Genomic DNA, 11,251 nt, shown 5'->3' with positions numbered 1-11,251 from the left:
ACTTAAAAACTGTTTCACGACTCTTCCTTAAATCCCTTTGAAATCAATTTAATATAAACTCCCCCAACTACCACTGAAAGAGATTTTTTAACCATTGTCCTGGTTGTTTATCACAGCTCTGTTTCAATGCGCCGCTTTTATCCCACATGGGCAGTTTAAATTCGTTGTGACAATCTTGGACTAATTCACCCTCGGCACTGGTTTTAAAGCCAATCGTGGTAATGCCTTGCGGCCAAGGAAGAAGTAATTTTTCTGGGATCCGATGTTGTAAATATTCCGCGTACACCCGTAATGCACCACTCGAACCCGTAAGTTTGATCGGCTGATTATCATCGCGGCCAAGCCAAACCGTGGTGACTTCACGACCATCCACCCCGACAAACCAACTGTCGCGGCTATCGTTAGTGGTACCAGTTTTCCCCGCCAATGCCGCCCAAGCGAACTGGTTATTGAGATAGCGCCCGGTCCCTTCAAGTACTCCTCGCTTCATCGCATAAGTTGTAAGCCACGCCGCTTGCTGCTCAACGGCTTGGGATACTTTGGGAATTGATTGATAGAGCACATTGCCCTCTAAATCCAGTACCGAGCGCAGTGCCGATAAGGGCGCTTTTTTACCCGAGTTGGTTAAGGTTTGGTACATCTGCGCCACTTGATAAGGCGTCAGAGAGAACGCGCCAAGAAACATCGACGGTACAGGACGGATCTCCTCTTTGTTGACACCAAGCCGCACCAAAGTGTCAGAAACTTGTTCAATCCCAAGCTGCATGCCCAATTGTACCGTAGGCACATTAAGTGATTTAGCTAACGCGAGATACAGCGGCACTTCACCACGGAACTGACGATCAAAGTTGCGCGGTGACCACACTTCGCCTTTGTTCCCTTTGAGTGTGATGGGTTTATCGATAAGCGTGCTGGCTAAGTTGTATTTATCTGGCTGTGCGAGTGCGGTGAGATAGACCGCTGGTTTGACTAACGAGCCGATAGGACGGCTTGCATTTAAAGCGCGGTTAAAGCCGTCATAACCGGTCTGTTTACCGCCAACCATGGCACGGATCTCACCACTGGTTCGATCAACAGCGATCGCTGCGGCTTCTAAGTTTTTCCCCGCCGTTTTGGAAAGCACTGGAATTTGTCGAGCAATCGCCAGCTCCAATTTGGCTTGCGAAACAGGATCGAGCGAGGTAAAAACGCGCAAGCCAGTATCCGCTTTGAAGATCTCGCCCACTTTCTCTTTCAGTTCAATTTTTAACTGCTGAAAATACGCTGGCTGCCGGCTAGCAATGTGAGGATGCTTTTGCACATCTAACGGTCGACTGGCCGCTTGTTCAAACTGTTTAGCCGTCAAAATATCTTGCTGCATCATCAGCTTTAAAACCAAGTCGCGACGCTCTTTAGCACGTTCAGGGTAACGCGCAGGGTTATAATAAGAAGGCCCTTTAACCATGCCCACCAACAACGCTAATTGATCAATGCGCAATTCTTGCAATGGTTGACCGAAATAAAGCCGTGAGGCGAGGCCGAAACCGTGAATCGCCTCACCGCCACTTTGCCCCAAATAGACCTCATTTAGATAGGCTTCTAAAATGCGATCTTTGCTGTAGCGATAGTCGATAATGAGCGCCATATAAGCTTCACGCACTTTACGCCATAAGGTTCGATCACTGGATAAGAAAATGTTTTTTGCCAGCTGCTGAGTTAACGTACTGCCGCCTTGCACAGTGCGCCCAGCCTTGATGTTAGCCACTAAAGCACGGGCAATCGCAAATGGAGAGATGCCATCATGTTGATAAAAATAGCGATCCTCGGTCGCAAGCAACGCATCCACCATCACTTCAGGAAACTGATCACGACGTAAAAATAGCCGCTGCTCATCGTTGCCTTTCTCTAGCATGCCGAGCATTTTTGGCTCAATACGCAAGTAACCTAAATCCCCTTTTTGCTCAAGAGATTGGATACGGACTAAACCGCTGTCATTAAAATGGAGCATCACATGGCGGTCAGGCTCAGGGCCATCGGCAAACTCAAAAGGGCGGCGGATGATCTCAATTTTGCTTGATGATGAAGAGTACTCGCCAGCATAGCGTGGCTGGTTCACTTTGCGATAGTTGAGTACATCAAGCTCATTGCGCAGCTCTTGCAGCGGGATGTCATCACCGGGTGCTAAATTCAAAATGCGCGCATACACGACGGTCGGTAAATCAAAAAGCTGACCTTCGAAGCGTTGTTTAACCACGCTATTTAAGTAAATACCAACAAACAACAGCACCGCAGCCAGTGCAAGGCTCAGTTTCCAGCCAATACCCCACACAATTTTCCACCATGCTTTGCGTGGAGGTGAAGGCTTCTTGGCCGGGCGACGTGAAGGTTTTTTTACGCTATTTTTTTGAGTGCCCGTAGGCTTTTTCTGGGTTGTCATTGTGCTAATTGCCGCTTAGTTTTCGTCGTCGCTATGTGGTTGGCAGGATCATCAGGCCAAACGTGTTTTGGGTAACGCCCTTTCATCTCTTTTTGTACTTCTTTATAAGCACCCTGCCAGAAACCGGCGAGATCTTGAGTTACTTGCAAAGGCCGCTGCGCAGGTGAGAGCAGTTCCATCACCACTTTTTTTCGCCCTTGAGCGATGGTGGGGGAATCTTGCTCGCCAAACATCTCCTGCATACGAACCGACAACATCGGCTCCGCGCCCAGTTGATAGCGAATGGCGGCTCGATTGCCTGTGGGTAGCGGGTGGTGAGTTGGAAGCCAGCGATCAATCTCTTGGTTTAATGGCCAACCTAAATAAGCATTGAGCGCATCAAAAAGCGGTACTTTCGCTAACGCTTTGACCGATTTTACTCCGACTAAATAGGGGGCTAACCAAATTTCAAGATCATCAAGCAGCGCTTGTTCCTCGACAGCAGGCCACGCCGCTTCCGGTAGCCATTGCGCAGCGCAACGTATGCGCGTTAATAAAGCGCTCGCCGCTTCGCTCCACTGTAATACCGATAGCCCCTTGCGACGAACATAATTGAGCAAAGCTTGCGTCATTTTTTCATGAGCAGGCTCTGGCAGCGCTTCACGCTCAATGACCAATTTACCGCACAGGGTTAGCCTTTCCGCGCACAGTTTCCCCGCTTTCTCATCCCAATCGACTCGTTCTTGCGTACTAAATAGCTCTGGGAAATGGGCTTGCAGTGCATCCATATCCAACTCTGTCGCAACAAAGATTTGGCTCGCTTGTGAGCCGCTGCGCATTAAATCCACCACCACTAAATAGTGCGCGCCGGCGAGGCGTTCATCGTCACGCATTTGCGCGCCGTGACCATTCGCCAATAAAAACTGCCCCCGTTGCGACTCGCTGCGGCGCTGAGCAATGCGATCGGGAAAAGCCAAACTCAGCACTAACGCCAGCAATGATTCATCCACTTTTTTTAGCTGAAATTGGCCACCAAGTGTGCGCGAAAGCGTCGTGGCACGCTGATGTAGGTTTTGTGTTTTAGGGTGAGTCGCTTGCTGCCAACGCATTAAGCTATGTTGTAAATCCAGCACATTACGCTCAGGCTCTTCCAATAAAGCGGTCACAGCGAGCGCCGTATTTAGCATTGAATCACTCGTTTCATGGGCTTTGAGCAGCATACTCACTAGCCTTGGTTCCACACCAAGTGACTGCGCTTTTTTACCCAATGCGCTGAGCTGCTGTTTGCTGTCCATCAAACCAAGCGTATGCAATAGACTCCAAGCTTGCTGCATCGCTGCTGCTGGTGGAGTATCTAGCCAAGGCAAATCGTTAACCGACACCACACCCCACTGCGCAAGCTCCATCGCCAAAGGCGCTAAGTCACTGTGCAATATTTCCGCGCTCGGTACATTGGGTTGCTGCTTATATTGTGCTTCGCTGTAAAGGCGCAAACAGATGCCGGGTTCTAGGCGTCCAGCGCGCCCCGTACGTTGCTGCGCCGATGACTGGGCAATTTTCACTTGATCTAAACGAGTGATGCCCGTTTTAAGATCAAACTTCGCTATCCGCTCTAGCCCCGCATCCACCACTAAGCGTATCCCTTCAATGGTCAGCGATGTTTCGGCAATATTAGTCGCTAGCACAATTTTACGTTTGCCTGCTACTGCAGGCGCAATCGCTTTTTGCTGCGCTTGTAGACTCAACTGCCCGTATAAAGGACAAATATCAAACTCATCGGCTAAGTGTGCGAGCTGCTGTTCAAGCTGTTTAATGGCTGAAACGCCAGGTAAAAAAGCCAGCAGAGAGCCACTTTCAGCTCGCATCAAGCCTTCAATCTGTTTGCTCATCGTCGGCACAAGATAATCATTGGCTCGCAGCGGTGCATAGCGCACTTCAACTGGATAAGCACGACCTTCAGATTGCACATAAAGCGCTTGGGGTAATAATGACTGTAATGCCAATTGATCTAAGGTTGCCGACATTACGACGATTTTAAGATCTTCTCGCAGCGCTGATTGCACTTCCAAACTTAATGCGAGAGCCGTATCCGCGTGAATACTTCGCTCGTGATACTCATCGAAGATCAAGAGATCGATGCCGCTTAGCTCAGGATCGGTTTGAATCATACGTGTCATGATCCCTTCTGTCACAATTTCAAGCTGCGTCGCTGCGCTGACTTTACTCTCACCACGCATACGATAGCCGACGGTTTGCCCAACACTCTCACCTAATTGCTGTGCTAAATAGCAAGCAATACTGCGCGCCGCCAAACGACGCGGTTCAAGCATGATGATCTTACCCGTGAATAATTGCGCTTTTAATAGCTGTAACGGGAAATGGGTCGACTTACCCGCGCCGGGAGCGGCTTTGACAATCATCTGTGGGTGAGCTTGTACTCCCGCCAGCAGCTCGGGCATCACAGCTTGAATGGGCAATTGTGACAATGTGCAATCCTTATGGTTAAATGGCGGCAACATTGTACATAAAAACAGTAGATAAATGCAGTTCAATCCTCCACTTCGATCCGCGACCTTACTCAAACGCTACAAGCGTTTTTTGGCCGACATTGAGTTTGCCGATGGTCAGCAAGAGACTATTCACTGCGCCAATACTGGCGCGATGACGGGCTGCGCCGAGGCGGGTAATCGTGTCTGGTTCTCCACCTCAGACAACCCTAAACGTAAATACCCACACAGTTGGGAGCTGACTGAAACCCAGCAAGGCCACTGCATTTGCGTCAACACGGCTCGGGCGAATACGCTGGCAGTAGAAGCGATTCAAAACGGCATCATCAAAGAGCTGCAAGGATATGAGCAATTACAAACTGAAGTGCGCTACGGCCAAGAAAATAGCCGAATTGATATCTTGCTCAAATCACCCTCTAAACCGACGTGCTATATAGAAGTGAAAAGCGTCACCTTATTGGATGAGCGTTACTCTCCACACGACGATATCGCCTGCAATTCAGGACAAGGTTATTTCCCCGATGCCGTTACAACGCGTGGACAAAAGCATTTGCGTGAATTAACGGAAATGGCAAAAAGTGGAAGCAGAGCAGTACTTTTGTTTGCTGTTTTGCATTCAGGGATTGAAAAAGTCTCGCCTGCACTCCATATAGACGCAAACTATTCACTATTATTGAAACAAGCGCAAAAAGAAGGGGTGGAAGTACTGTGCTACAAGGCTGTACTTTCAAGGAATGAAATCAAGCTCGTTAACACTGTAGAATTCGCCCATTAGTGACAAAAAATTGATGGCGCCTTCACATTGACAATAAGTTTACGATTGAGTGTTTGCCTCCTATAGATCTTTTTGCTATAGATACCCGCCTAAAATTAGCTGCTCGCGCAGTTGACTAGGTGTTAGTAGGAGATGCTGCATGCCGGAATTAAAGAAAAAAGCGATAGGCATCCTAGCCATTGCAGGTGTTGAGCCGTATCAGGAAAAGCCAGGTGAAGAGTATATGTCACCTGAGCAAATAGCTCACTTTACAAAAATTTTAAGTGCTTGGCGCAACCAACTTCGTGAAGAAGTTGAGCGTACCGTTCACCATATGCAAGATGAAGCCGCAAACTTTCCCGATCCCGTTGATCGCGCTTCTCAAGAAGAAGAATTCAGCTTGGAATTGCGTAACCGTGACCGTGAACGTCGCTTGATCAAGAAAATTGAAAAAACATTAAGCAAAATTGAAGAAGATGATTTTGGTTTTTGTGAATCTTGTGGCGTGGAAATCGGCGTTCGTCGCTTAGAAGCTCGACCAACAGCGGACCTTTGCATTGACTGCAAAACGCTAGCCGAACTTAAAGAAAAACAGATGCAAGGTTAATCTTACCTTTTGTTTGTGTTAAAAAAGGGAGCTAGAGCTCCCTTTTTGTTTTCACTCGATACCCAAATAACTTGTAACTTGGATGAATCGCAATGCACGATATTGGCCGATTTGCCCCATCACCTTCAGGCCCACTTCATTTTGGTTCTTTGATCGCTGCACTTGGCAGCTACTTTCAAGCAAAATCACAGCAAGGTAAGTGGTTGGTTCGCATCGAAGATTTAGATCCGCCAAGGGAAATGCCAGGAGCCTCCACCCTGATACTTCAAGCCATTGAAGCCTATGGTTTGCATTGGGATGGCGAGGTGGTTTATCAAAGCCAGCGCCACACTTTATACCAAGATCAAATTGAGGCTTGGCTTGAATCAGGGCAAGCCTATTATTGTGATTGCACGCGTAAACAAATTAAACAGATGGGTGGCTTTTATCCCGGTACATGCCGCTATAAAAAACCAACATTAACCGAAGATTGCGCGGTTAGGTTGCGTGTTGATACACCGGTAGAGTCATTTTTCGACCAAAAACATGGCGAAATTCACATTCCTAAAGCATTAGCACAGGAAGACTTCATCATTAAGCGACGTGACGGTTTATTTGCTTATAATCTTGCCGTAGTGCTCGATGATATCGATCAAGGAGTGACGGAAGTGGTGCGGGGAGCCGATTTAATTGAACCAACAGGACGACAAATCAGCTTGTATCATTGCTTACATAAAACTCCGGTAAGCTACCTTCACCTGCCGCTCGCGATGGATGGTAATGGCAATAAATTATCCAAACAGAATCATGCCACAGCCATTGATATTCAAAATCCTAAACCTACCTTGCTTAAGGCAATGCGCTTTTTAGGGTTTGAGATAAAACAAGAGATTAGCGACGCTTCCATCGATGAAATTATCTTTTGGGGCAGTCAGAATTGGCACGTTGAACAACTCCCTCGGGAGACCGAGATCACACCGTGATTCTCAAAAGGCTATCCTTACGCTATGATTAGCCGCAAAATCGTCCCGAACGGGCACTTTAAATAACAAAAGCAAGGTTGGCAAAAACCAATTATTGCCAGATGCACATGAATAAAAACGACTATACACCACGCGAAAATCGCGTTTACCAAGACTTAGCTCTAAATATTATCACTCGTGATGAACACAATATTTCGCGCAAGCAAATCAGCGATAATGCGCTCAAGGTGCTATACCGACTTCATGGCGCAGGTTTTGACGCCTATTTAGTCGGTGGTGGAGTACGCGACCTACTATTAGGTGAGACACCAAAAGATTTTGATATCGCCACTAATGCAACACCAGAGCAAATACGCCAACAGTTTCGCAACTGCCGCTTGATCGGCCGTCGCTTTCGCTTAGCGCACATCATGTTTGGCCGCGACGTGGTAGAAGTGGCGACTTTCCGTGGACACCATCAAGAGCCGAGCCAAAACGTCTCAGCACAATCTGAAGCGGGTATGCTGCTGCGTGATAACGTCTACGGCACCATTGATGAAGATGCAGAACGCCGGGACTTCACGATTAACGCCATGTATTACAACATCGGTGATTACAGCATTCATGATTATGCTGGCGGCATGGACGACTTAGAAGATAAGCTCATCCGCTTAATTGGCGATCCTGAAACGCGCTACCGTGAAGACCCAGTGCGCATGTTGCGTGCGATTCGTTTTGCGGCCAAGCTCGATTTCGATATCGAAGAAGAGACTGCCGACCCAATCGAACATCTTGCTCCTTTACTGCAAGATATTCCTGCGGCACGTTTGTACGAAGAATCGCTAAAGATGCTGCAAACCGGCCACGGTTTAGAAACCTACCACTTAATGCGTGAGTACAACCTGTTCCAGCAGTTGTTCCCTGTGATAGCTCAAGAGTTCACTCCAGACTACGACTCGCACACAGAACAGATGTTGGATCTGGTCTTAGATTCAACCGACCTGCGTATTGAAGAAGGTAAACGCATCAACCCAGCCTTCATGTTTGCTGCCATGTTCTGGTACCCGACGGTGAAACTGGCTGATGCGTTAATGCAGCAGCGTAATTTCGCCTATTACGACGCCGTCATGGAAGCGAGTAACCTCATCCTTGACCAAGTGGTGAAAACCCTTGCCATACCTCGTCGTCATACCGCGACAATTCGCGAAATTTGGCAATTGCAGTTGCGCTTACCACGTCGCAATGGGAAACGCGCCTTCCGCCTTATGGAGCTCAACAAATTCCGAGCGGGTTTTGATTTTCTACAAATGCGTGGCGAGATCGAAGGCGGAGAGACGAAGAAGCTGGCTGACTGGTGGACAACGTTTGAAAGCGCCGGGCGGGATATGCGCCAAGCGATGGCAAATGATTTGGAAAGTGGCGCAAGTAACAAACCCAATGTACGCCGCCGCAGAAGCCCACGTAATAAAAAGAGCCGCCCAGAATCATGATTCTCGTTTATATTGCTGTTGGCAGTAATTTAGGCGACCCAATCGCGCAAGCTAAGCAGGCCATTGAAGCCTTGAAATGCTTGCCACACTCTCGATTTTTAAGCGCCTCATCCTTGTACAGTAGTACACCGATGGGACCACAAAACCAGCCCGATTACATCAATGCGGTGGTTGCGATAGAAACCGATTTAACGCCACTTGAGCTGCTCGATTGCACCCAAAATATCGAGTTAGAGCAAGGGCGAGTTCGCAAAGAAGAACGTTGGGGGCCAAGAACGCTCGATCTGGATATTCTTCTTTACGGCAATGAGGTGATCGATTCCGAGCGATTGACCATTCCTCACTACGGAATGAAAGTACGTGAATTCGTGCTCTATCCGCTCGCCGAAATTGCACCAAGTTTACAACTCCCTGATGGGACTGAGCTCAATCAACTGTTACCGCTCGTCGAACGTAACGGGCTCGGTATTTGGCACTCGCCAGCGCCTCGTAAGGACATTTAATGAAAAAAATCACCATAAACGATCTGATCCAATGGAAACAACAAGGTCGTAAATTTGCAACCGTCACCGCGTATGACGCAAGCTTTGCTCAGCTTTTTGAAAGCCAAGAGATGCCTGTATTATTAGTGGGCGATTCTCTGGGTATGGTGCTACAAGGTCACACAGATACCCTACCCGTCACCGTTGAAGAGATTGCCTACCACACACGCAGCGTGCGTGCTGGTAGCCCTAACTGTTTATTGATGGCTGATATGCCTTTTATGAGCTATGCCACACCACAACAAGCCTGTGAAAGCGCCGCTAAATTGATGCAAGCGGGTGCAAATATGGTCAAAATCGAAGGTGGTGATTGGCTGGTAGAAACGGTGAAAATGCTGACTGAACGCGCGGTTCCGGTTTGCGCACACCTTGGTTTAACACCACAATCGGTCAATATTTTTGGTGGCTATAAAGTACAAGGCCGCGACCAAGAAAAAGCAGACCGAATGGTCAAAGACGCGTTGGCGCTCCAAGAAGCGGGCGCACAAATTGTGTTATTAGAGTGTGTACCGGCCAGCCTAGCAGCGCGAATTACCGAAGTGCTTGATGTGCCAGTGATTGGCATTGGCGCAGGTAACGTGACCGATGGACAAATTCTAGTAATGCACGATATGTTCGGAATTTCGGCGAATTACATGCCAAAATTCTCGAAAAACTTTCTTGCTGAAACAGGGGATATGCGTAAAGCCGTCGCAAAATACATCGCAGATGTAGAAAGTGCCGCTTTCCCTGATGACGCTCATACCATCGCCTAAAGGAGATATTCATGCAAACTTTTGCTGACATTTCAGCTCTTCGCGAGCAGATCAAACAGTATAAGCGTGAAGGCCGCCGAGTCGCTTTTGTACCGACCATGGGCAATTTACATGAAGGCCACTTAACCCTAGTGCGTAAAGCACGTGAAGAGGGCAATGTGGTCGTGGTCAGTATTTTTGTTAACCCGATGCAATTTGACCGCGCGGATGACTTAAATAACTACCCGAGAACACTGGATGAAGACTTAAGTAAACTCAACGCGGAAGCGGTTGATTTGGTCTTTACCCCAACCCCAGAAATAATGTACCCGCAAGGATTAGAAAAACAGACCTTTGTTGAAGTACCGGGGCTTTCTCATATGCTAGAAGGCGCATCAAGACCAGGGCATTTCCGTGGCGTTGCAACCATAGTCGCTAAGCTGTTCAACATAGTGCAGCCGAATGTTGCCTGTTTTGGTGAAAAAGATTTTCAACAGTTAGCGGTGATCCGTCAAATGATCAGCGATCTTTGTATGGATATCGAGATTGTCGGCGTCCCTACCGTCCGTGAAATGGATGGCTTGGCGATGAGTTCACGTAACGGGCTGCTGACGTTAGATGAACGCCAACGTGCACCTGTCCTTGCTCGCACCATGCGTTGGATAAGCAGTGCACTGCGTGGTGGCCGCGACGATTACGCGTCGATCATTGAAGATGCCAGTGACCAATTGCGCGCTGCTGGGCTACAACCTGATGAGTTGTTTATTCGCGATGCCAAAACGCTGCAACTGATCTCGAATGAGACCACACAAGCGGTGATCTTAGTGTCTGCATTTCTGGGTAAAGTACGCTTAATCGACAACCAAGTGTTGGAATTTAGCGCCGAAACGAAAGCGGACCCTGAAGAAGAGTAATTGCTATTTCAAGTGATGAAGTGATGACTCATTTTCACTTCAAAACCCTATATTGCAAAGGTCGCCCATAAGGAGCGACCTTTTTTGTATCGTTATTTAACTGAGGTTAACGCGATTATCGGAGAACAATATAGTTTGTTATGCATCCTTGAAAGTGTAACATCTGTCTTGATGGTTAATATCTGCGGTAGTAAGGGTGAACTGAACTAAAGCATAGTTCTTATGGAGGTAGTGCTTTCTGTGCTGATTTTGGAATCTAACAGAGGCGATGTTGCCAAACTCATTTCTGCCCCAAAATTATTTAGATTATTCACTCTATTTCTGAGTTATAAAAAACTATTCGAATTAGAAAAATTGGCTCTTCTCC

At 47.8% G+C, this 11,251-nt stretch carries 9 protein-coding genes; 7 read left to right on the top strand and 2 right to left on the bottom strand.

Features of this window, described 5'->3' with window-relative positions; genetic code table 11:
- Positions 1 to 67: 67 nt before the first annotated feature.
- Both mrcB and hrpB read right to left on the bottom strand, forming a co-directional pair.
- The gene (gene mrcB / locus PL85_RS11450) at positions 68 to 2,416 is read right to left on the bottom strand and encodes a penicillin-binding protein 1B (RefSeq protein WP_115339524.1); all 2,349 of its coding nucleotides are present in this window, start codon (positions 2,414 to 2,416) and stop codon (positions 68 to 70) included.
- Positions 2,413 to 4,881, bottom strand: coding sequence for an ATP-dependent helicase HrpB (gene hrpB / locus PL85_RS11445; protein WP_115339523.1), 2,469 nt, complete (start codon positions 4,879 to 4,881; stop codon positions 2,413 to 2,415). Before hrpB ends, mrcB begins: the two co-directional genes overlap by 4 nt.
- A 55-nt stretch (positions 4,882 to 4,936) precedes the next feature.
- Between hrpB and sfsA the strand changes: the two genes are divergently transcribed.
- The 7 genes from sfsA (at position 4,937) to panC (ending at position 10,884) form a co-directional block, all read left to right on the top strand.
- The gene (gene sfsA, locus PL85_RS11440; protein ID WP_017048364.1) at positions 4,937 to 5,677 is read left to right on the top strand and encodes a DNA/RNA nuclease SfsA; all 741 of its coding nucleotides are present in this window, start codon (positions 4,937 to 4,939) and stop codon (positions 5,675 to 5,677) included.
- Positions 5,678 to 5,816: 139 nt separating this feature from the next.
- On the top strand, positions 5,817 to 6,263 hold the full coding sequence (gene dksA / locus PL85_RS11435; protein ID WP_013857662.1) for an RNA polymerase-binding protein DksA: 447 nt from the start codon (positions 5,817 to 5,819) through the stop codon (positions 6,261 to 6,263).
- A 92-nt stretch (positions 6,264 to 6,355) separates the two neighbouring features.
- A complete protein-coding gene (gene gluQRS / locus PL85_RS11430; RefSeq protein ID WP_115339522.1) occupies positions 6,356 to 7,225 on the top strand; it encodes a tRNA glutamyl-Q(34) synthetase GluQRS in 870 nt (289 codons plus the stop codon).
- Positions 7,226 to 7,332: 107 nt separating this feature from the next.
- Positions 7,333 to 8,694, top strand: a complete 1,362-nt coding sequence (gene pcnB, locus PL85_RS11425) for a polynucleotide adenylyltransferase PcnB (protein WP_026028232.1) — start codon at positions 7,333 to 7,335, stop codon at positions 8,692 to 8,694.
- On the top strand, positions 8,691 to 9,197 hold the full coding sequence (gene folK / locus PL85_RS11420) for a 2-amino-4-hydroxy-6-hydroxymethyldihydropteridine diphosphokinase (RefSeq protein ID WP_047690048.1): 507 nt from the start codon (positions 8,691 to 8,693) through the stop codon (positions 9,195 to 9,197). Before pcnB ends, folK begins: the two co-directional genes overlap by 4 nt.
- Positions 9,197 to 9,991 carry a 3-methyl-2-oxobutanoate hydroxymethyltransferase gene (gene panB, locus PL85_RS11415; RefSeq protein ID WP_010319550.1) on the top strand — a complete coding sequence of 265 codons (795 nt, stop codon included), beginning with the start codon at positions 9,197 to 9,199 and terminating at the stop codon, positions 9,989 to 9,991. The genes folK and panB overlap by 1 nt, the downstream gene beginning before the upstream one ends.
- A gap of 11 nt (positions 9,992 to 10,002) precedes the next feature.
- Complete coding sequence (gene panC, locus PL85_RS11410) at positions 10,003 to 10,884, top strand: pantoate--beta-alanine ligase (RefSeq protein ID WP_064624409.1); 882 nt, start codon at positions 10,003 to 10,005, stop codon at positions 10,882 to 10,884.
- The last annotated feature ends 367 nt before the right edge of the window (positions 10,885 to 11,251 follow it).

Source organism: Vibrio anguillarum (genome assembly GCF_001989995.2).
GTDB classification, from domain to species: domain Bacteria; phylum Pseudomonadota; class Gammaproteobacteria; order Enterobacterales; family Vibrionaceae; genus Vibrio; species Vibrio anguillarum.
Note: the sequence above shows the minus strand (reverse complement) of the source record. Positions and strands in the feature narration are given on the sequence as shown.